Source organism: Micromonospora sp. NPDC005174, from assembly GCF_040608495.1.
Taxonomy (GTDB): domain Bacteria; phylum Actinomycetota; class Actinomycetes; order Mycobacteriales; family Micromonosporaceae; genus Micromonospora.
In genome coordinates, this window is record NZ_JBEXIJ010000001.1 from 245066 (window position 1) to 265827 (window position 20762).

A 20762-nucleotide genomic window follows, 5' to 3' on the forward strand; every position below is an offset into this window, starting at 1 on the left:
GACGAAAAAAGTGGCCGCCCGGAACCGGGCGGCCACTTTTTCGTGGGGAGCTGATCGGCGGGCCGGGGAGCTGAGCCGGCCCGCCGATCAGCCCGTCAGGGTGCCCCTCAACAGGCTGTCGCCGGAGTGGCGGGTGTTGTTGTCGTACTGCTCGGCGGACACGTCGACCACCGAGTAGCTCTTGAGGTCGACGTTCGGGGGTAGGGGCAGCGACGCGTCCGCATCGCCACCCAGGGTGCCGATCGAGAACATCTCCATGGTCGTCGGGTTGATGAGCCAGACCTCGTAGTACCCCGGCACGCGCGGGAGATTCGCCACATGCAGATGTAGTTGGCCGCCCTGCAGGACCCGCGCGTCGCCCTGGGCCGACTTCGGCGTCGAGCCGAACGCCGCCAGCGGCGCGCTGGCCAGCACCGACGGCGTTTTGGCCGGCTCCGGTTCCCTCGGCCGCAGCACCGAAATCGTGCCCACGACACCGATCGCCGCCGCCGCGACGGCGGTCACCGCCGTGGCTGCCCAGCGGGACCAGCCCCGACCCCGGCGGGGCCGGCGCGTCGGGTCCAGTCGGGTGACCCCCTCGGCCGCCGTCGCGCGGGTCTGCCCGGGCACCTGCTGCCGGTCGACGCCGGTCAGGACCGCTACGGGTGCGTGGACCCCGGTGCCCTCGGCCGCCCGGATCTCGGCTTCGATGCCCTGCCAGATGTGCTCCGGCGGGTCGGGCAGGTCACCGAGACCCTGCGTCTCGGTGCCGAGCCCGGCCACCTGCCGCAGGGCCGTCAGTTCCGCGCGGCAGTGCGCGCAGGTGTCGAGGTGGGTGCTCTCCCCGTTGTCCGCATCGCTCTCACCGAGCGCCAGAAAGACCAGCCGCTCGTGCTCCAGGTGCTGCACCATCCACCTCCCATCTGCGTTTCAAGCTCGCCATGCCGCGTCGGATGTGACTTTTCACGGTGCCCAGCGGCACCCCGGTCACCGCGGCGATCTGCTGGTGGGTCAGGTCGTCGTAGAAGGCCAACTCCAACATGCGTCGCTGATCGTCCGGTAGGCGCGCCAGCTCGTCCGCGATCACCAGCCGATCGACCACCCGATCCGGGTCCGGACCGGTCTGCGCCGGTTCGGGCAGCTGCTGGATCGTCTCCACCACCCGTGTCTCCCGCGCCGAGGCCCGCATCCGGTCGATCACCTTGCGCCGGCCGATGCCGAGCAGCCAGCCGACCAACGAGCCCTTGGCCGGGTCGAAGGTGTCCCGGCCCAGCCATGCGCCCACGAATGTCGCCTGGGTCACGTCCTCGGCGTCGGCCCGGTTGGCCAGCATCGAGGTCGCCAGGTGATGGACGGCCCGGCCGTAGCGGTCGTACGCCTCACGCAGCGCCGTCTCGTCACCGGCACCGAAGCGGACCGCGAGGTCGTCCGTCGGTGGGTCGGGTTGCGGGGGCAGCGCCGTCACGGGGCGGCCCACCTTCGATGGGGCATGCCCGACTGTAGCTGCCACAGCCCTCGCCCCACTTTCCCGGTCAAAGTCATCTCACCTGCTCTTCGTCCGCCGCCGGTGCTCCGGATGCGGTCGGGGCGAAGAAAAGAAATCGCGTCGAGAGCGCATCCACCCGTCGCGGAGCCGGCGTAACCCGTTCTGCAAGCCAGGCCTGACGAATCAGCATCAATCACCAGGAGGCAGACATGCAGCTCTCGTACTTCCGTCGGGTCGCCGCGGGCGGAGCCGTCGCCGCGCTGGCCTTCGCCGGTGTCGGCGCGTTCACCGCCACCCCCGCGTACGCCGCCACGTCGAAGGTCTCCGTCGTCCACGGCATCCCGGACACCCCTGTCGACGTCTACGTCAACGGCAAGAAGACGCTGGACAACTTCAAGCCCGGCGACGTGGCCGGCCCGCTGAGCCTGAAGGAGGGCGAGTACGACATCGCCCTCACCAAGCCCGGCGAGCCGGTCGGCAGCGCGATCCTCAAGGTCGACGACGCCAAGGTGCCGGGCGGGGCGAACATCAGCCTCGCCGCGCACCTCGACGCCGCCGGCAAGCCGAAGATCACGCCGTTCGTGAACGACGTCTCCACAGTCGACGCCGGCAAGGCGCGGCTGATCGTCCGGCACACCGCGGCCGCCCCGGCGGTCGACGTACGGGCCGGCGGCACCCCGGTCTTCAAGGGCCTGACCAACCCGAAGGAGGCCAAGGGCGACGTCGACGCGGGCAAGGTGAAGGCGGACGTGGTGCTGGCCGGCACCGACACCGTGGCCATCGGCCCGGCGGACCTCAACCTCGCCGAGGGCACCGCCACGATCGTCTACGCGATCGGCTCCGCCGAGGGCAAGAGCCTCGACGTGGTGGCCCAGACGATCACCGGCCTGCACTCCGCGCCGGGCGGCGTGCCGAGCGGTGACGGTGGCCAGGCGGGTACCGGCGTGGGCACCTGGTGGTACGTGCTCACCGGTGCCGGCGTACTCCTGCTCGTTGCCGGTGGGGCGCGGATGGCGACCGCGCGGACCGGCCGCAGGTGACGGTGCGCGACCGCGGCGCGCTGGCGGCCCTGGCCGCCGGCGTTGCCGCGCTCACCGTCGCCACCCTGGTGGCGTGCAACTCCCAGCCGGCCGGAAACGTCGGCGCCCAGGAGGCGACCGCGCTGGCCAGCGCCTCGCCGTCCATCGCAGCGCCGACCGCTGCGGTCCCTCCGGTTCCGGTGATCGCCGGTGACCTGCCCGCCGGGGCGGAGATCGTCCCGCCGGTGCGGCTGGTCATCTCGGAGATCGGTGTCACCGCCACGGTCAACGCGGTCGGCATCAACGCGCGCACCAACGAGTTCGAGGTGCCCCCCAGCGTCGACCAGGTCGGCTGGTACCGCTACGGCCCCGGCCTGGATGCCGATGCCGGATCGGTGGTCATCGCCGGGCACGTGGACAGCGCCACGCAGGGCAAGGGGGCGTTCTTCCGGCTGCGCGAACTGGACCGGGGCGACACCCTGACCGCTACCGGCAGCGACGGCAAGGCCCGGCGCTACCAGGTCGTCGCCCGGGAGGAGTACGCCAAGACCAGGATCCCGTTGGACCGGTACTTCGCCCGGGACGGCAAGCCCCGGCTGACCCTGATCACCTGCGGTGGTCCGTTCGACGCCAAGGCCCGCAAGTACCGCGACAACATCGTCGTCACTGCGGTGCCCGCCTGAGGGGGCAGCGTCCGCTTCGTGCCGGGGTGGCCGTCCCACCCCGGCACATAGCGTGGAGTCCCCTCCGGCATTCGCCTCCCCAGGCATCGGCCGTACGCTGAAGGGTGATGGCTTACCTGGATCACGCGGCTACCACTCCCATGCTCGACGAGGCACTGGAGGCGTACGTCGCTACCGCCCGCGAGGTCGGCAACGCGTCCTCCCTGCACGCGGCCGGTCGTCGTGCCCGTCGCCGGGTCGAGGAGTCGCGCGAGCGGGTGGCTGCGGTGCTGGGCGCCCGGCCCTCCGAAGTGATCTTCACCGGTGGTGGCACGGAGAGCGACAACCTGGCGGTCAAGGGCATCTTCTGGGCCCGTCGGTCCGCCGGCCCCGACCGTCGACGGGTCATCTCCAGTGCCGTCGAGCACCACGCCGTGCTCGACTCGGTCGACTGGCTGGTCGAGCACGAGAGCGCCGAGGTCGGCTGGCTACCGGTGGACTCCACCGGCCGGCTCGACCCGGACGACCTGCGCGCCGAACTCGACGCGCACGCCGACCAGGTGGCCCTGGTCACCGCGATGTGGGCCAACAACGAGGTCGGCACCCTGCAGCCGGTCGCCGAACTGGCCGCCGTCGCCGCCGAGCACGGAGTGCCGTTCCACACCGACGCCATCCAGGCCGTCGGCCAGGTGCCGGTCGACTTCGCCGCCAGCGGGGCCGCCGCGCTCACCGTCACCGGGCACAAGCTGGGCGGTCCGATCGGGGTGGGCGCCCTGCTGCTCGGCCGGGACGTGGCCGCCGTACCGCTGCTGCACGGCGGCGGCCAGGAGCGCGACGTCCGCTCCGGCACGCTGGACACCGCCGGCATCGTCGCCTTCGCGGTCGCCGTCGAGACGGCGGTCAAGGGCCAGCAGGAGTACGCGGCCCGGGTGGCCGCCCTGCGCGACGACCTGATCGAGCGCGTCCGCAGGGCAGTGCCCGAGGTGATCTACAACGGTGACCCGACCGACCGGCTCCCCGGCAACGCGCACTTCTCCTTCCCGGGCTGTGAGGGCGACGCCCTGCTGCTGCTGCTCGACGCCCACGGCATCGCCTGCTCGACGGGTTCGGCCTGCTCGGCCGGAGTCGCCCAGCCGTCGCACGTGCTGTTGGCGATGGGCGCCGACGACGACCGCGCCCGTTCCTCGCTGCGGTTCACCCTCGGCCACACCAGCACCCAGGCCGACATCGACGCCCTCGTCGCAGCTCTCCCAGCAGCCGTGGAAAGAGCCCGCCGAGCCGCCGCCCACCGAACCCCCCGCTAACCCCCCGCCCCCTCCCGTCCCCTCCCGTCCCTCCCGGCCCCGGCGTGGTCCCGGGGGTCTGTCCCCGTCGATCATGAAGTTATTGCCCTGCTGATCGGCGTGTCGGGGCAATAACTTCATGATCGACAGGCCGGGGGGCCTGGGGGTGGGGCCGGGGGTGGGGTGGTGGATAGGGTTGGTTGGTTGGTGGGGGAGGGGGTTCGCTGGTGAGAGTTCTGGCGGCTATGTCGGGCGGGGTTGACTCGGCCGTGGCGGCGGCGCGGGCGGTGGCGGCCGGGCACGACGTGACCGGCGTGCACCTGGCGTTGGCGCGCAACCCGCAGACGTACCGGACCGGGGCGCGCGGTTGCTGCACCCTGGAGGACTCCCGGGATGCCCGCCGGGCGGCTGACGTGATCGGCATCCCCTTCTACGTGTGGGACATGGCGGACCGGTTCCACGAGGACGTCGTGGACGACTTCGTCGCCGAGTACGCCGCAGGTCGTACACCGAACCCGTGTCTCCGCTGCAACGAGAAGATCAAGTTCGCGGCGGTGCTGGACCGGGCGGTGGCCCTGGGCTTCGACGCGGTGGTCACCGGTCACCACGCCCGGCTCGGCCCGGACGGGTTGCTGCGCCGCAGCGTCGACATCGCCAAGGACCAGTCGTACGTGCTGGCGGTTCTCACCCGCGGGCAGCTGGACCGGTCGATGTTCCCGCTCGGCGACTCGACGAAGGCCCAGGTCCGCGCGGAGGCCGCCGAGCGTGGCCTGGCGGTCGCCGACAAGCCGGACTCCCACGACATCTGCTTCATCGCCGACGGCGACACCCGTGGCTTCCTGGCCGGCCGGCTCGGCGAGGCACCCGGCGACGTCGTCGACGCGAGCACCGGCGCGGTGGTCGGCAGCCACACCGGGGCCTACGCGTACACGGTGGGTCAGCGTCGTGGCCTGCACCTGGACCGGCCCGCCGCCGACGGCCGGCCGCGCTACGTGCTCTCCATCACGCCCAAGACCAACACGGTGACGGTCGGTCCGGCCGAGGCGCTGGAGGTCTCCCAGGTACGGGCGATCCGCCCGGTCTGGACCGGTGGCCCCCGCCCGGACGCGCCGGTCGAGTGCGAGGTGCAGCTACGCGCGCACGGCGACGTGGTGCCGGCGACCGTCGACCTCGACGCTGACACGCTGCACGCCGAGCTGCGCCGACCGGTTCGTGGCGTCGCCGCCGGTCAGGCCGTCGTGGCGTACCGGCCGGACCCGGCCGGCGACATCGTCCTCGGCTCCGCGACCATCGCGGACTGACCGCACGGCCCGCGTGCCCGCGGGATAGCCTTCGGCCGTGACAGATCAGGCGTGGCCCTGGCCGGCCGGTGCGGCGACCGGCATCGGTTCGTTGCCCGGCACCGACATCGCCGAGGCCCAGCGAGTGGTCCTCGGCGAGCTTCCCGAGCTGCCGCACCTGCCCGAGCTGCCCGCGAGAGGCCCGGGAGCCGACCTGATCGGCCGCAGCGCCGGGCTGCTGGTCGAGCTGCCCGTCGAGCTGTACGCCGGACGGTGGCGGGTCGCCCCGCGTGCCGGCCGTGACCTGCGCCGGGCCCGGGACCTGATGGAACGCGACCTGGACCAGCTCGCCGAGCAGGCCGAGGGGTACGCCGGTCCGATCAAGGTGCAGGCCGGTGGCCCGCTCACCCTCGCGGCCTCGCTGGAACTGCCGATCGGCGGCCGGCTGCTGCGTGACCCCGGCGCCGTGCGCGATCTCACCGGCTCCCTCGCCGAAGGGTTGCGCGGGCACGTGGCGGCGGTCGCGCGGCGTCTGCCCCAGGCGTCGGTGGTCCTGCAACTGGACGAGCCGTCGCTGCCGACCGTGCTGGCCGGGCGGGTGCCGACCGAGAGCGGGCTGGGCGCGTACCGGGCGGTGGAGTCGGCCGACGCGGCAGCCCTGCTGCGTACGGTCGTCGACGCGGTGGGCGTACCCACTGTGGTGCACTGCTGTGCCCCGGACGTGCCGCTGGAGCTGATCCGTTCCACCGGAGCCGTCGCGGTCGCCCTCGACCTCGATCTGGTCACCGACCTGGACCCGCTGGGCGAGGCGATCGACGCCGGCCTCGGGCTGTTGGCCGGCGCCGCGCCGACCCGGCCGCCGTCGGCCGGTGGCGCACCGACCTCCGCGCAGATCGCCGAGCGGGTACGCAAGATCTGGGACCGCCTCGGCTTTCCTCGTCGGCAGCTCGCCGAGCAGGTGGTCGTCACCCCGGCGTGTGGCCTGGCCGGCGCCACCCCGCAGTACGCCCGGGCGGTGCTCGCTGCCTGTCGGGACGCCGGCCGACGGTTCACCGAGGAGTGACGTTTTCCTGTCGTACCCGCTGGGCAGGATGACGGTCATGATTGGACAGCTACGTTCAGTGGTGATCGACTGCCCCGACCCGCGGGCGTTGGCGGCCTTCTACTCCGAGTTGCTCGGCATCCCCGTGTTCGGGGGCGAGGACGACGCCGATGACGAGTGGGTGGTGCTGGGCGGGCCGCCCGGGCACCAGCCGCGCCTGGCGTTCCAGCGAGCGCTCAACCTGCGGCCGCCGGCCTGGCCCGACCCGGAGCGCCCGCAGCAGTTCCACCTGGACGTGACGGTGGACGACATCGAGAGCGCGGAGAAGGCGGCACTCGCTCTCGGTGCGCGGCGGCTGCCCGGCGAGGGTGAGGGTTTCCGCGTCTACGCCGATCCGGCCGGCCACCCGTTCTGCCTCTGCTGGGACTGAGCACGGCGTGGGTTGCGGCGGCACGGCACCATGGCCGCCGTGATCCACTCCTCTCCGCTGCGCGCCTCCGGTTCGCTCTTCGGTCTCGCCTACGGCGACGCCCTGGGCAAGCCCACCGAGTTCCTGACCGTCGCCGAGATCGAGCGCCGCTACGGTCCGACCGGCCCGCGTGAGCTGGCCGGCGACCCGGCGCTGGTCACGGACGACACGCAGATGGCGCTGGCGGTGGCCTGGGCGCTGCATGACGCGCCGACGCTCACGCCGGAGGCGGTGGAGCCGCTGTTGCGACGCCGATTCCTGGCCTGGGCGGTCAGCCCGGACAACAACCGCGCCCCCGGGATGACCTGCCTGCGCGCGTGCGCCGATCTGGACCGTGGGCTGCCCTGGCAGGAGGCGACGGTCGCCGGCTCGAAGGGCTGCGGCGCCAACATGCGCGTGACCCCGGTGGGGCTGCTCGACGTGGACCTCGACACGGTGGCCGGTCTGGCCCAGTCGCAGGCCGGGATGACCCACGGCCACCCGACCGGGTTGGCCGCCAGCGAACTCACCGCGTACGCGGTCGTCGCCCTGCGCGGTGGCGTCGCGTTGCCCGAACTGCCGGCGGTGCTCGCCGACCGGGCGCGGTCCCAACGCCGGGTCTACCACCAGGACTGGCTGGGCGATCTCTGGCGGCGCCCGGGAGTCGACACGCCGGAGGAGTTCATCGCTCGCGGCTGGGACGAGTGCCTGGCGGCGCTGCGCCGGCTGACGACCGCCCTGCGCGAGCCGGACGACGGCGGCGACCCGTGCCTCGTCACCGGGGAGGGTTGGGTGGCCGAGGAGGCGCTGGCCACCGCGCTGTTGTGCGCCGTACGCCACGCCGACGACCCGGTCGCGGCGCTGGCCCGGGGCGCGACCACCGCCGGCGACTCCGACTCGATCGCCGCCCTCGCCGGCGCCTTCGTGGGCGCGGCCGTCGGCATGGCCGCCTGGCCGTCCGGGTGGGCCGGCCGCATCGAGTACGCCGACCAGCTCGCCACCCTCGGCGCGGCCTGGGACTGACCGTCCGGCGCAGTCCGTGCGGCCTGGCCCGCGTGGCCTGGCCCGTGCGGCCTGGCCCGTGCGGCCGGCCCGTGCGGCCTGGCTCGCCTGACGCGGCCGCGCCCGGTCTGGGGTGATGCGGCCCGTGGCCGGTCTGGGGTGATCGACTCGGGTTTCTGGAAGTCGGGCTGTCGCTGGCGGGTGGACCGGCCGGTTTCGTGGAAGTCGAGTGGATCTACGGCGTGGGGTCGGGATGGCCTTCGGTTGAGCTTGGCGTCAGCCGGCGGAGGCTGCGGACCTTGCGCCACAGGTCGGCGTCGCAACGGCCGGCGCGGTCGGCGAAGTCGGCGAGGCTGACCCGGACCGGCTCGGTCAGGCTCAGGTAGCTGTCGTGCTCGGCGTCGGCATCCCACTCCCGGGTGGGAATCCGGACGTGGTCGTCCCGGTCGCTCTTGTCCTGACTGGTGATCTTCAGGACGTCGGCGCCCCGGGAATCGACGCGGAGGACCAGGCAGGGCCGCACCTTCGAGCCGCTGCCGTCGACGTACGGCACATCGGCCCACCAGATCTCGCCCGCTGCCGGAGCGTCGGCCGCACGATCGGTCTGCCGGGAGCGGGTCGTACCGGCCGGTCGGTCGGTGCCACGCGGCCTCGGCGGCGCGGGTCGACGGCCGCCCCCGCCGGTCGCGGCACCCCGGCCGGGACGGTCGGTCGAGCGTCGGTCGGTCGAGCGTCGCGTGGCCGCCCGGCTCCGCCAGCTGTTCCACGCCCAACCGGCGGCCACCGCCAGCAGGATCGCGACCGCCCAGAGCAGCGCCTCGTTCATCGCCACCTCCACGTCAGGGCGGCGCGCCGGCCGCTTCGTCCGGCGATCCTCGCACGTCATGACCCCGGTCGCCCGCTGGCGACACCGCCGCCCGTGCGCGGGCGCACGCGCCGGGCGCACGCGCCGGGCGCGCGGTAGTGCGTCGTGATCGACTCGAGATCACCGATCTGGGGGCATCTGGGGCGCGCGGATACCCCGATATCGGCGATCTGGAGTCGATCAACGGACCGCGTTCCGGCCTCCCTGCGGGTGGGCGGCGGATTGTCACCCCGGACCGATACCGTGCCTTAGTAGCGTGATCAGGGAGGTCGCAGGCGTGTCCGAAAGTGGCGGGGTGTCCGAGGAGCAGATCGGTCAGCAGGTCAGCCGGGCTCAGGAGGCGGCGGCCGGCGCAGAGCCGACGCCGCAGGCGCGGGAGCGGCACGCCACGTTGAGCGGTGAGCTGACCGAACATCAGTACCGCTACTACGTGCTCGACTCGCCGATCATCACCGACGCCGAGTTCGACAAGCAGTTGCGCCAGCTCGAAGCGCTGGAGGAGGAGTTTCCGGCGCTGCGCACGCCGGATTCGCCGACGCAGCGGGTGGGCGGCACGTTCTCCACCGACTTCACCCCCGTCACGCACGCCGAGCGGATGCTCTCGCTCGACAACGCCTTCGCCGACGAGGAGTTGGCAGCCTGGGCCGAGCGGGTCGAGCGGGACGCGGGCGGGCCGGTGCCCTACCTCTGCGAGTTGAAGGTCGACGGTCTGGCGATCAACCTGACCTACGAGGCCGGGCGGCTGGTCCGGGCGGCCACCCGGGGTGACGGCCGCACCGGCGAGGACGTCACCGCCAACGTGCGCAGCATTCGGGACGTACCCGGCCAGCTCACGCCGTCCGCCGAGTTCCCGACGATCCCCGAGTTGCTGGAGGTCCGGGGCGAGATCTACTTCCCGATCGCCGCGTTCGCGGACCTCAACGCGGGTCTGGTGGAGCAGGGCAGGGCCCCGTTCGCCAACCCCCGCAACGCCGCCGCCGGCAGCCTGCGGCAGAAGGACCCACGGATCACCGCCTCCCGGCCACTGCGGCTGGTCGTGCACGGCATCGGGGCCCGTCGGGGCTTCCAGCCCACGGCCCAGTCCGAGTCGTACGGGGCGCTGAAGGCGTGGGGGCTGCCGACCAGCGACCGGTGGCGTGTCGTGCCGGACCTGTCCGGCGTGGCGGAATACATCGCCTACTACGCCGAGCACCGGCACGACGTCGAGCACGAGATCGACGGTGTGGTGGTCAAGGTCGACCCGGTCTCCATCCAGGGTCGTCTGGGCTCGACCAGTCGGGCCCCGCGTTGGGCGATCGCCTTCAAGTACCCGCCCGAGGAGGTCACCACCAAGCTCCTCGACATCGACGTCAACGTGGGGCGTACCGGTCGGGTCACACCGTTCGCCGTCCTCGAGCCGGTGCGGGTGGCCGGCTCGACCGTCGCGCTCGCCACCCTGCACAACGCCCGCGAGGTGGAGCGCAAGGGTGTGCTGATCGGCGACACGGTGGTGCTGCGCAAGGCCGGCGACGTGATCCCCGAGGTGCTCGGTCCGGTGGTCGACCTGCGGCCCGCCGATGCCCGCCCGTTCGTCATGCCGACGAGCTGCCCGTCCTGCGGCACCCCGCTCGCGCCGTCCAAGGAGGGCGACGTCGACATCCGGTGCCCCAACACCCGCAGCTGCCCGGCCCAGCTCCGGGAGCGGGTGTTCCACCTCGCCGGCCGTGGCGGGTTCGACATCGAGGTGCTCGGCTACAAGGGTGCGGCGGCGCTGCTGGACGCGGAGATCATCGCCGACGAGGGTGACCTCTTCCAGCTCGACGCCGACCAGCTGTCCCGGTCACCGTTCTTCGTCAACAAGGACGGCAGCCTCGGCTCCAACGCGGTCAAGCTGCTCGACAACCTGGCCGTCGCCCGGGAACGCGACCTGTGGCGGGTGCTCGTGGCGCTCTCCATCCGGCACGTCGGCCCCACGGCCGCCCAGGCGTTGGCCCGGCACTTCCGCTCGATGGAGGCCATCGACGCGGCCAGCGAGGAGGAGCTGTCCTCGGTCGACGGGGTCGGGCCGACCATCGCGGCCAGCATCCGGGAGTGGTTCGCGGTCGACTGGCACCGCGAGGTGGTCCGCAAGTGGGCCGAGGCGGGCGTACGGATGGCCGAGGAAGCGGTCGACGAGGGCCCGCGCCCGCTGGAGGGGTTGACCGTCGTGGTCACCGGCACCCTCGCCGGCTTCTCCCGGGACCAGGCCGCCGAGGCCGTGCAGAGCAGGGGCGGCAAGGTCAGCGGGTCGGTCTCCAAGAAGACGAGCTTCGTCGTGGTGGGGGACAACCCGGGGTCCAAGGCCGACAAGGCGGCCAGCCTCAAGGTGCCGGTGCTCGACGAGGACGGGTTCCGGCTGCTGCTGGACGCGGGTCCGGACGCCGCGCGGGAGGTCGCCCGAGTCGAGGGCTGACTCCGCCACGCGTCGGAGTGGCCGCCGCGTATACCAACTTAATTACGACTACGACCGATTCGTGACTGTCATACCGGGAAACCCGGGGCCGAGGGCGTTTCATTGGGTCACGACGTGCCCACCGACACGTCGACCGGTCCTCGGGAGGTGTGATGGAGGTCGCCGACCCGCGCAACTCCCTCCCACCTGGGCGGGCTGCGCCGTTCGCCACCTTCGTCGTCGGCATCCTCGTGGTGGCGGCGCTGACCGCCGCCGGTCCACTCACGACGCTTCCCGACGAGGTGTCCCGCCTGCCGGTGGCGTTCTGGACGATGGCCGCGCTCGCGGTGGTCTGCGACGCGCGCCCGTTCGTCCCACCCGGGCGACGGCAGACCTCGGCGGTCTTCCCGTCCACCTGCTTCACCTTCGCGATCCTGCTCGGTTGGGGGCTCGGCCCGGCGGTGGTGGTGCAGGCCGTCGGGGTGATCGTCTCCGGTTGGCGGATGGGCAACGCCGCGTGGCGGACCGCGTTCAACGTCGGCCAGTACGCCTGCGCGCTCGCCGCCGCGTACGGCGTCATCCAGCTCGGGCCGGGCGCCATCTTCTCCGGGGGACACCTGCACTGGACCGACGTGGCCGCCGTCGGGGGCGCGACGCTGGCCTGGTTCGTCGTGAACTACGGCCTGGTGAGCTGGGCGGTGCGGCTGCGCTTCGGCGACCGCTGGTGGCCCACGGTCCGCCAGGGCGTCGGTTTCGAACTGCTCTCCACCGGCTCGCTGCTGCTGCTCGCCCCGGTGCTGGTCGCCGCCGCCCGTCTCAGCGCGGCGCTGATCCCGCTGGTGCTGGTGCCGCTCTTCGCCGTGTACCGGATGGCCCGGCTGACCGTCGAGCAGCAGCATCTCGCCGACGCGGATCCGCTGACCGGGTTGCCCAACCGCAAGGCGCTGCTGACCGAGGTGGCCGAGCAGGTGCACCTGCACGCCGAGCGGACCGCCCGCGGCGAGCCCGGCGGGCATCTGGCGCTGCTGCTCATCGACCTGGACCGCTTCAAGAACGTCAACGACGCGCTCGGGCACGCCGTCGGTGACCGGCTGCTGGTCGAGGTCAGCGCCCGGCTCACCGACGTGGAGCCCCAGCCGCAGATGATCGCCCGTCTGGGTGGAGACGAGTTCGCCATCGTGATGACCGGGCTGACCGATGTCGGCCAGGCGCGCGAGTTGGCCGATCGTGTGGTCGGGGCGTTGGCCGAGCCGGTGCCGTTGGACGGACTGCCGCTCGACGTCGGAGGTTCCATCGGGATCGCCCTCTTCCCCGAGCACGGCGAGGACTTCGCCACCCTGATGCGGCACGCCGACGTGGCGATGTACGACGCCAAGCACCGCAACGACACGGTCGCGGTGTACGCGCCGGAGTCCGACCACAACTCGGCCGAGCGTCTCGGGCTCCTCGCCGACCTCCGCCGGGTGCTCGAGTCCGGCTCGTCCGCCGACGAGGCAAGCCAGGCCGACGAGGCAAGCCAGGCCGACGCCGCAAGCCACGCCGACGAGGCCACGCACGCCGCACCAGCCGCTTCCGCCACACGAGCAGGCCATCCCGTACCCGTGGACGACCCCGAGTCGGGTGAGTCGGAGCGGACGGCAGACGTACCCCTTGCGGTGGAGGCCGAGGTGCGCGGCGGTGACGGCGCGGCGCTGCCGGCCGATGCGGCGCCGGTGATCGCCGCGACGCCGCCGACCGGCGGGCGGTGGTGGGCTCGCCGTCGGCGCGCCGACGGCGAGTTGGCGCACACCGATGAGCTGATCAACCGGATCGCCACCGGCGCCGACCCGATCCGGGGCCGCAACAGTCGCGCGACGATTCCGGGTACCCGCCCGGGCCCGAGCCGGGACCGGCGTTCCGGCGGTCACGGCCGTCGCTCGCCGAACGGCGGCGCGCTGCCACCGGCGGGCGACCACCGTCCGGGGCGCGACGGTGGGCCCGTTGCGGGGGAGCGGGTGATCGAGGCGACCGGGTGGGTACGCGACGGCGGCGAGCCGGTCGACGACGCCGGTGAGATCACCATGTACTACCAGCCGCAGATCGCCATCGCGACCGGCGAGGTGGTCGGTGTCGAGGCCCTGCTGCGCTGGCGGCACCCGCGTCGGGGGATGGTCGACCCGGAGGAGCTGATCCGGGTCGCCGAGCAGAGCGCGGTGATGCGGCTGCTCACCCGGCGCGTCGTGGACGACGTGGTGGAGCAGCTCGCCAAGTGGTCGGCGGCCGGCATCGGGCTACGCGCGGCGCTCAACGTCAGTGTGCGCGACCTGCACACCGGTGAGATCGCCGACCAGATCGCCGACCGGCTGGCCCGCTACGGGGTGCCGGCCGAACGGCTGCAACTGGAGATCACCGAGGGCGCGTTGATGGCTGATCCGCGCCGGGTGCTGGCCACCATCTCCCGGTTGCACCAGATCGGGGTGGCCATCGCGCTGGACGACTTCGGCACCGGGTACTCGTCGCTGCAACACCTGCGCCGGCTGCCGCTGTCCGAGGTGAAGGTGGACCGGTCGTTCGTGCTGGGCATGGCCGAGGACGCCGACGACGCGGCCATCGTCCGCTCGACGATCGAGCTGGCGGGCGCGCTGGGTCTGCGGGTGGTCGCCGAGGGCGTGGAGGACGAGCGGACCTGGCGGATGTTGTACGCGGCCGGCTGCGACGCGGCCCAGGGGTGGTTCTACGCCCGCCCGATGCCCGCCGAGGAGCTGGTCACCTGGCTGGCCCGCTACCGGCCGGTCCGCCCCAGCGGAGGTCCGGAGCCGGACGCCGCCCGCAGACTGACGCGCTGACCCACCCGAGCAGCCGGCGCGGGGGGCGGAACAATAGACTCGCTCCGGTCACCGCGCGTCACGCTGCACCCGCCGCGCGCCGGCACACCGCCCGACCAGCAGGACATCAGAAGGGGGCACGGATGGCCGCCATCTCCCGCGAGGAGGTCGCGCACCTGGCGCGCCTGTCGCGGCTCGCCGTCACCGAGGAGGAGCTGGACACGTTCGCCGGCCAGCTCGACGTGATCCTCCAGGCGGTCGCCCAGGTCGGCGAGGTCGCCGCCGCGGACATCCCGCCGACCTCGCACTCGGTGCCGTTGACCAACGTCTTCCGTGAGGACGTCGTCACGCCGTGCCTGACCCCGCAGGAGGCGCTGTCGGGCGCGCCGGACGCCGAGGACCAGCGGTTCCGCGTACCCCGGATTCTGAGCGAGGACGTGGCCTCATGAGCGAGCGCCAGCGAGCGAATCAACAGTGCAGCGCTGTGGTGCCTCATGGCGTCGCGGAGCGAAGCGGAGTGACGGCATGAGCGATTTGACCAGAATGACCGCGACGGAGATCGCCGCCCTGGTCGCCGGCGGGGAGACCTCCGCCGTCGAGGTGACCCAGGCGCACCTGGACCGGATCGCCGCGGTCGACGACCGGGTGCACGCCTTCCTGCACGTGGACACCGACGGCGCGCTCGCCGCGGCCCGCGCGGTGGACGAGCGCCGGGCCGCCGGCGAGGAGCTGGGCGCCCTCGCGGGTGTGCCGGTCGCGGTGAAGGACGTGCTCGCCACCCGTGGCGTGCCGACCACCGTCGGCTCGAAGACCCTCGAAGGCTGGCGTCCGCCGTACGACGCGACGATCGTGCAGCGGCTGCGTGCCGCCGGCACCGTCATGCTGGGCAAGACGAACATGGACGAGTTCGCGATGGGCTCCTCCACCGAGTACTCGGCGTACGGCCCGACGCACAACCCTTGGGACCTAAGCCGCATCCCGGGTGGCTCGGGTGGTGGCAGCGCCGCCGCGCTGGCCGCGTACGAGGCGCCGCTGGCGATCGGCTCGGATACCGGTGGCTCGATCCGGCAGCCCGGCGCGGTCACCGGCACCGTGGGGGCGAAGCCCACCTACGGCGGCACCTCCCGGTACGGCCTGGTGGCGTTCTCCTCGTCGCTGGACACCCCCGGCCCGTGTGCCCGCAACGTGCTCGACGCGGCCCTGCTGCACCAGGTGATCGGCGGGCACGACCCGCGCGACTCGACGTCGATCCCGCAGCCCGTACCGGACGTGGTGGCGGCGGCGAAGCTGGGCGCGACCGGTGACCTGACCGGCGTACGACTCGGCATCGTCAGCGAGTTCGTCGGCGAGGGCGCCGAGGCGGGCGTGATGGCGGCGTTCCGCGAGTCGGTCGACGCGCTGACCAAGATGGGCGCCGAGGTCGTCGAGGTGTCCTGCCCGACGTTCGCGTACGCGCTACCGGCGTACTACCTGATCGCCCCGAGCGAGTGCTCCTCCAACCTGGCCCGGTTCGACGGCGTCCGGTTCGGCCTGCGGGTCGGCGACGACGGCAACCGGTCGCTGGAGGAGGTCATGTCGCTGACCCGCGAGGCCGGCTTCGGCCCCGAGGTCAAGCGCCGCATCATGATCGGCACGTACGCGTTGTCGTCGGGGTACTACGACGCGTACTACGGCCAGGCGCAGAAGGTCCGTACGCTCATCACGCGGGACTTCAACGCCGCGTTCGAGCAGGTGGATGCGCTGATCTCGCCGACCACCCCGTTCACGGCCTTCCCGATCGGCGCCCGCACCGCCGACCCGTACCAGATGTACCTGGCCGACCTGTTCACCATTCCGACCAACCTGTACGGCGGGCCGGGCATCTCGGTGCCCTGTGGTCTCTCCGAGGGGCTGCCCGTGGGCCTGCAGGTGATGGCCCCGACGATGGCCGACGACCGGATGTACCGGGTCGCGGCCGCGTTGGAGTCCGCGGTCGGCACGTTCACCCCACCGGCACTGTGAGGCAGGAGCCCAGATGACGACGACGCTGCCCGCGTACGACGAGGTCGTCGCGCGCTACGAACCGGTGATCGGCCTGGAGACCCACGTCGAGCTGGGCACGAACACCAAGATGTGGTGCGGCTGCCCGACCGACTTCGGTGGCGAGCCGAACACCCGGGTCTGCCCGGTGTGCCTGGGCCTGCCCGGGTCGCTGCCGGTGGCCAACAAGGCCGCCATCGAGGCGATCATCCGGATCGGCCTGGCGTTGAACTGCTCGATCGCCGAGTGGTGCCGGTTCGCCCGGAAGAACTACTTCTACCCGGACATGCCGAAGAACTTCCAGATCAGCCAGTACGACGAGCCGATCTGCGTCGACGGCTACCTGGACGTCGAGGTCAACGGCGAGACGGTGCGGATCGAGATCGAGCGGGTGCACCTGGAGGAGGACACCGGCAAGACTCTGCACGTCGGCGGTGCCACCGGGCGGATCCACGGCGCGACGGAGTCGCTCGTGGACTACAACCGGGCCGGTATCCCGCTGGTCGAGATCGTCACCAAGCCGGTCGTGGGCACCGGGGCGCTCGCCCCGGACGTGGCCCGGGCGTACGTCGCGGAGCTGCGTGACGTGATCCGTACCCTCGGCGTCTCGGACGTGCGGATGGAGGAGGGTTCGCTGCGCTGCGACGTGAACACCTCGCTGAACCTGCCGGGGCAGGAGTGGGGCACGCGTACCGAGACCAAGAACGTCAACTCGCTGCGGTCGGTGGAGCGGGCGGTCCGCTCGGAGATGCTGCGGCAGGCGGCGGTGCTCGACGCGGGCGGCCGGATCACCCAGGAGACCCGGCACTTCCACGAGGAGAGCGGCGACACCACGTCGGGCCGCTCGAAGGAGACGGCCACCGACTACCGGTACTTCCCGGAGCCGGATCTGGTGCCGGTCGCCCCGGACCCGGCCTGGGTCGCCGAGCTGAAGGCCGCCCTGCCGGAGCTGCCTCGGGTGCACCGGCGTCGGCTCCAGCAGCAGTGGGGCCTGTCCGACCTGGACATGCAGTCGGTGCTCAACGCCGGAGCGGTCGAGTTGATCGAGGCCACCGTGGCAGCCGGCACCACCCCGGCCGCGGCCCGCAAGTGGTGGCTGGGCGAGTTGTCCCGCCGGGCCAACGAGAGCGGCGTGGAGCTGGCCGACATCGGCGCCACCCCGGCGCAGGTCGCCGAGCTGCAGGGTCTGGTCGACGCCGGCAAGCTCAACGACAAGATGGCCCGTACGGTGCTGGAGGGCGTGGTCGACGGTGAGGGCTCACCCACCGAGATCATGACCAGCCGGGGCCTGGAGGTCGTCTCGGACACCGGTGCGCTCACCACCGCGGTGGACGAGGCCATCGCCGCCAACCCGGGCATCGCCGACAAGATCCGCAGCGGCAAGGTCGCGGCGGCCGGCGCGCTGGTCGGCGCGGTGATGAAGTCGACCCGTGGTCAGGCCGACGCCGCAGCCGTCCGCACGTTGATCCTGGAGCGCCTGGGCGTCCAGGGCTGACCAATCTCGGTGTGCACGGGCTGGCGCGGTGTGTGCCAGCCCGTTCGCCGTGTTCACCACACTTAGGTCGGGTTCGAGGCGGCGTTGGCACGTGTGGTTGAGCAATCGGCCCGGGCCCGGGTCTTGGGACCTGGCGCTGCGTCCCCGCCGTCGCACTCGGCTGATCCGGCCGTCGACGCCCCGACAGGTTGCACGGCGGCGGGGGCTGTGACTGAAACACCTGTGCCGCTCGCCTCGTCACGCTTGCATCTGAAGTCCGCGTAGGAATCACCCACTGCGTACGCGGTCCCGGCCTGTACCGCACATCTGCACTTTCCTCGTTGCGGTGTTGACCTGCCCGGAGCGCATTCTGAAACACACTGCCTGTGGCGCCGTTCTGTCAAACCTGAAGTTTCCTGTCTGGTCGGCCTTCTTTGTGGGCTTTATGGTTTTAAGTGGAGGTCTCGTCGAGTGGTTGCGCTGATCCGGAGGGTTGTTTCGAGTGGGTGAGGGTGGGGTTGTGGGGTGTGTGGAGTTTGGGTTGACGTGGGTGCGGTCGGGGGTGTTTTTGGGCGGGGGTGTGCCACCGGAGGAAGTGTGTCTTGGTGAGCCGGTGGTGGGTGTGCAGGTGGTGTGGGTTGATGGGGGGTCGGTGGGGTCGGGTTGGGTGCGGGAGGTGGTGCGGGGGCAGTCGGTTCGTGTGGTGGGGCGGTCGGTGGTGGCGTTGGCGTCGGCGGCTGTGGATGGGTGGGGGGTGTTGCGATGGGTGAGTGAGTTGGGTGTGCCGTTGTGGGTGCGCGCGGGTGTGCTGCCGGGGTGGGTGTCGGGTGATGTGGTGGTGTTTCCGGGTGCGGCTGGTGGCCATGTGGAGTCGGTGGCCGGCGTGTCGGGGTTGTCGTCGGCGGTGATGCGGTGGCGGTTGGGCGTGGCGCTGGAGGGTGTCGCTGACTGGGATGGTGCGGCTGATTGTGTGCCTCGGGTCGGTGAGGTGCTCACGGGTGTGGGTCTGCCGTTGGTGACGCGTGATGACGCTGATGGGGTGGGGTGGGTTGGCCGGCGGTTGGGTGGGGCGTTCGTTGCTGCGGGCCTTGGTGGGTTGGGGGGGTTGGCGCCGGGTGCGGTGACGGTGGTGCGGGTGGACCGTCCGAAGGTGCCGCGTCATCTGGTGGTGGTGGCGCGTCGTCCTGATGGTCAGTTGTTGTTGGTCGAGACGCAGGCTCGACCAAGTGGGCGGATCGTTGAGTTCGAGTTGCCCAGTTCGATGCGGGACGCAGGGGCGGTGCCGGGTCCGTTGCGTGGGGCGGTGTCTCTTGTGTTGGATCACAACCGGCGGCTTCGGCAGTGGGACATGCTCCGCATGCGGTCGAGCATCCATGGTGACCCCATCGACGTCCCACTGGTGGGTGCGTTGCTGGATTCGTCGTCGACCGTCCATACCGGCATGCGCAGCGACCAGCCGTACGCATCGACCTCCACCCACCCGAGCACCAGCGAGCGGCATGTGCAGAACTCGTCGCCTGCTACGGCCGAGGCCAGTGGCAGTGCACGGCAAGATTCATGGTTCCTCGACGGCCGAGCACTGGTTCACGATGGCCTCGAAATAGCACAGCTTGGAAAGCCGGCCGCTGCGCTGCTGGAGCTCTTTATTCGCAAATTCGGCGACCTGGTAACTCATGCCGAGATCGAGAGAGCGTATGGCGGCATAGCCTCCGCGGCCACGGCTGTCAAAAATCTTCGCCTAAAACTAGATAGCATCGAAGCGTTGGAGGGTTTGTGGAAGATAGACGTGCGTTCTCGCATGGGTTGGCGTCTTGCTGGTGGTCCGCGCGCTTCGTGGAATGTGAGGGTTCGTTCTGGTCGGGTCGGGGATCCTGCCGGTCTGGTCGCCGCTGGTGAGGTTTCCGCCGAGCCTGCGCTGGATTCGTCGCCTGCTACGGCCGATGCCAGTGGCAGTGGTCCCCAAGACTCGTGGTTCCTCAACGGCCGAATACTGCTTCACGGTGGCCGCCAAGTAAAAAGACTCCCAGTTGGGACCGCTGCTCTGCTGGATCTTTTTGTTCGCAAATTCGGCGACCTGGTAACTCATGCCGAGGTCAAGAAAGCGTATGGCGGCACACGGGACGCATCCATGGATGTTGCCTCGCTTCGCGAGAGCATAATCGGAATCCCAGCGTTGAACGGTTTGTGGGAAATAGTAGTCTTGCCTACTCGGGGTTGGCGTCTTGTTGGTGGTTCGCGCGGTTCGTGGAATGTGGGGGTTCCCTCGGAGCCGTCATCGGGCGTCTCGTACCCTCTCACGTGGATGACAGCTGACCAGCCCAGCGCCGTCCATTCCAGCCTCGACTCGGTGGTCGGCGCGTTGCTGGATCCGTCGTCGACCGCCCAGGCCGGTATGCACGTCGATCAGCCGTATGCGTCGACCTTCACCCACGAGAGCGCCGGCGATCAGCACGCGCTGGACTCGTCGCCTGCTACGGCCGATGCCAGTGGCAGTGGTCCCCAAAACTCGTGGTTCCTCCACGGCCGAATACTGCTTCACGGTGGCCGCCGAGTAAAAATGCTTCCAGTTGCGGCTGCTGCTCTGCTGGATCTTTTTGTTCGCAAGTTCGGCGACGTGGTGACCCATGCCGAGGTCAACAAAGCGTATGGCGGCACAGGAAAGGCAGCCCTAAATGTCGCCGCGCTTCGCGACATACTAGGCGGCGTCGCAGCGTTGGATGGTTTGTGGAAATTGGACTTTGTGCATCCTCGGGGTTGGCGTCTTGTTGGTGGTTCGGGCGGTTCGTGGAATGTGGGGGTTCCCTCGGAGCCGTCATCGGGCGTCTCGTACCCTCTCACGTGGGTGACAGCTGACCAGCCCAGCGCGGTCCATTCCAGCCTTCACGACGGCGCGGAGCCGCCTTCGGCCGTCCATGCCGGCATTGCCGCCGATCAGCCCCGTGCGTCGACCGTCACCGACGAAGGCGTCAGCGAGCAGCACGCGCCCGGT

At 71.4% G+C, this 20762-nt stretch carries 16 protein-coding genes; 13 read left to right on the forward strand and 3 right to left on the reverse strand.

The window, feature by feature from the left end:
• Positions 1–87: 87 nt before the first annotated feature.
• Positions 88–888, reverse strand: coding sequence for an anti-sigma factor (locus ABZU91_RS01175; RefSeq protein ID WP_355233088.1), 801 nt, complete (start codon positions 886–888; stop codon positions 88–90).
• Positions 842–1444, reverse strand: a complete 603-nt coding sequence (locus tag ABZU91_RS01180; RefSeq protein WP_355232923.1) for a sigma-70 family RNA polymerase sigma factor — start codon at positions 1442–1444, stop codon at positions 842–844. Before ABZU91_RS01180 ends, ABZU91_RS01175 begins: the two co-directional genes overlap by 47 nt.
• Before the next feature lie 230 nt (positions 1445–1674).
• On the opposite strand from ABZU91_RS01180, the gene ABZU91_RS01185 reads away from it, so the two are divergent.
• The 7 genes from ABZU91_RS01185 to ABZU91_RS01215 all read left to right on the forward strand — a co-directional run bounded on the left by ABZU91_RS01185 (position 1675) and on the right by ABZU91_RS01215 (position 8222).
• The gene (locus tag ABZU91_RS01185) at positions 1675–2505 is read left to right on the forward strand and encodes a DUF4397 domain-containing protein (RefSeq protein ID WP_355232924.1); all 831 of its coding nucleotides are present in this window, start codon (positions 1675–1677) and stop codon (positions 2503–2505) included.
• On the forward strand, positions 2502–3167 hold the full coding sequence (locus ABZU91_RS01190; RefSeq protein ID WP_355232925.1) for a class F sortase: 666 nt from the start codon (positions 2502–2504) through the stop codon (positions 3165–3167). The genes ABZU91_RS01185 and ABZU91_RS01190 overlap by 4 nt, the downstream gene beginning before the upstream one ends.
• Before the next feature lie 107 nt (positions 3168–3274).
• Positions 3275–4450, forward strand: coding sequence for a cysteine desulfurase family protein (locus ABZU91_RS01195; RefSeq protein ID WP_355232926.1), 1176 nt, complete (start codon positions 3275–3277; stop codon positions 4448–4450).
• A gap of 206 nt (positions 4451–4656) precedes the next feature.
• Positions 4657–5730: a tRNA 2-thiouridine(34) synthase MnmA gene (gene mnmA / locus ABZU91_RS01200; RefSeq protein ID WP_355232927.1), complete on the forward strand. Its 1074-nt coding sequence runs from the start codon at positions 4657–4659 to the stop codon at positions 5728–5730.
• A gap of 37 nt (positions 5731–5767) precedes the next feature.
• Positions 5768–6772 carry a methionine synthase gene (locus ABZU91_RS01205; RefSeq protein ID WP_355232928.1) on the forward strand — a complete coding sequence of 335 codons (1005 nt, stop codon included), beginning with the start codon at positions 5768–5770 and terminating at the stop codon, positions 6770–6772.
• A 37-nt stretch (positions 6773–6809) separates the two neighbouring features.
• Entirely contained in the window at positions 6810–7181 is a 372-nt protein-coding gene (locus ABZU91_RS01210; protein ID WP_355232929.1) for a VOC family protein, read from the forward strand.
• A gap of 30 nt (positions 7182–7211) precedes the next feature.
• Positions 7212–8222: an ADP-ribosylglycohydrolase family protein gene (locus ABZU91_RS01215; protein WP_355232930.1), complete on the forward strand. Its 1011-nt coding sequence runs from the start codon at positions 7212–7214 to the stop codon at positions 8220–8222.
• Positions 8223–8436: 214 nt separating this feature from the next.
• On the opposite strand, the gene ABZU91_RS01220 is transcribed toward ABZU91_RS01215, so the two are convergent.
• A complete protein-coding gene (locus tag ABZU91_RS01220; protein WP_355232931.1) occupies positions 8437–9027 on the reverse strand; it encodes a type II toxin-antitoxin system PemK/MazF family toxin in 591 nt (196 codons plus the stop codon).
• 334 nt (positions 9028–9361) lie between these two features.
• On the opposite strand from ABZU91_RS01220, the gene ligA reads away from it, so the two are divergent.
• The 6 genes from ligA to ABZU91_RS01250 all read left to right on the forward strand — a co-directional run.
• On the forward strand, positions 9362–11497 hold the full coding sequence (gene ligA, locus ABZU91_RS01225) for an NAD-dependent DNA ligase LigA (protein WP_355233089.1): 2136 nt from the start codon (positions 9362–9364) through the stop codon (positions 11495–11497).
• A gap of 152 nt (positions 11498–11649) precedes the next feature.
• A complete protein-coding gene (locus ABZU91_RS01230; RefSeq protein WP_355232932.1) occupies positions 11650–14301 on the forward strand; it encodes an EAL domain-containing protein in 2652 nt (883 codons plus the stop codon).
• A gap of 122 nt (positions 14302–14423) precedes the next feature.
• Complete coding sequence (gene gatC / locus ABZU91_RS01235; RefSeq protein ID WP_088991147.1) at positions 14424–14729, forward strand: Asp-tRNA(Asn)/Glu-tRNA(Gln) amidotransferase subunit GatC; 306 nt, start codon at positions 14424–14426, stop codon at positions 14727–14729.
• A gap of 76 nt (positions 14730–14805) precedes the next feature.
• Positions 14806–16281: an Asp-tRNA(Asn)/Glu-tRNA(Gln) amidotransferase subunit GatA gene (gatA, locus tag ABZU91_RS01240; protein WP_355232933.1), complete on the forward strand. Its 1476-nt coding sequence runs from the start codon at positions 14806–14808 to the stop codon at positions 16279–16281.
• A 13-nt stretch (positions 16282–16294) separates the two neighbouring features.
• Positions 16295–17794 (forward strand): Asp-tRNA(Asn)/Glu-tRNA(Gln) amidotransferase subunit GatB, encoded by a 1500-nt coding sequence (gene gatB, locus ABZU91_RS01245; protein ID WP_355232934.1) that lies wholly within the window; start codon positions 16295–16297, stop codon positions 17792–17794.
• Positions 17795–18539: 745 nt separating this feature from the next.
• Positions 18540–20762 (forward strand): hypothetical protein (locus tag ABZU91_RS01250; protein WP_355232935.1); only part of this gene is annotated, 2223 nt, incomplete at its 3' end.

Bases quoted from the DNA above. Each gene is read 5' to 3' on its own strand.
- ABZU91_RS01185 (WP_355232924.1), top strand. From the start codon at position 1,675: ATGCAGCTCTCGTACTTCCGTCGGGTCGCCGCGGGCGGAGCCGTCGCC.
- ABZU91_RS01230 (WP_355232932.1), top strand. From the start codon at position 11,650: ATGGAGGTCGCCGACCCGCGCAACTCCCTCCCACCTGGGCGGGCTGCG.
- ABZU91_RS01215 (WP_355232930.1), top strand. From the start codon at position 7,212: ATGGCCGCCGTGATCCACTCCTCTCCGCTGCGCGCCTCCGGTTCGCTC.
- gatA (WP_355232933.1), top strand. From the start codon at position 14,806: ATGAGCGATTTGACCAGAATGACCGCGACGGAGATCGCCGCCCTGGTC.
- gatC (WP_088991147.1), top strand. From the start codon at position 14,424: ATGGCCGCCATCTCCCGCGAGGAGGTCGCGCACCTGGCGCGCCTGTCG.
- gatB (WP_355232934.1), top strand. From the start codon at position 16,295: ATGACGACGACGCTGCCCGCGTACGACGAGGTCGTCGCGCGCTACGAA.
- ABZU91_RS01195 (WP_355232926.1), top strand. From the start codon at position 3,275: ATGGCTTACCTGGATCACGCGGCTACCACTCCCATGCTCGACGAGGCA.
- ABZU91_RS01210 (WP_355232929.1), top strand. From the start codon at position 6,810: ATGATTGGACAGCTACGTTCAGTGGTGATCGACTGCCCCGACCCGCGG.
- ABZU91_RS01220 (WP_355232931.1), bottom strand. From the start codon at position 9,027: ATGAACGAGGCGCTGCTCTGGGCGGTCGCGATCCTGCTGGCGGTGGCC.